This window comes from Bacillus pretiosus (assembly GCF_051294775.1).
Taxonomy (GTDB): Bacteria; Bacillota; Bacilli; order Bacillales; family Bacillaceae_G; genus Bacillus_A; species Bacillus_A wiedmannii.
Map to the genome: position 1 here is coordinate 1 of NZ_JBPPHF010000606.1, position 281 is coordinate 281.

The 281-nt window shown below is 40.2% G+C and carries 1 pseudogene; it reads left to right on the forward strand.

What is annotated here, in order from left to right:
* A pseudogene (locus ACSG5Z_RS32355) lies at positions 1-281 on the forward strand (DNA-directed RNA polymerase subunit alpha); the annotation flags it as partial.

A 281-nucleotide genomic window follows, 5' to 3' on the forward strand; every position in this document is an offset into this window, starting at 1 on the left:
GGCCGTCGGTATACGCCAGCTGATGCAAATAAAAGCGAAGATCAACCAATAGGACTAATTCCTATTGATTCTATTTATACTCCAGTATCACGTGTGACTTACCAAGTGGAAAAGACACGTGTCGGACAAGTGGCTAATTATGATAAGCTTACGCTTGATGTATGGACGGATGGAAGCATCGGGCCAAAAGAAGCTAACTCTTTAGGTGCCAAAATCTTAACTGAGCATTTAAATATCTTTGTTGGTTTAACTGATGAAGCACAAAATGCTGAGATTATGGT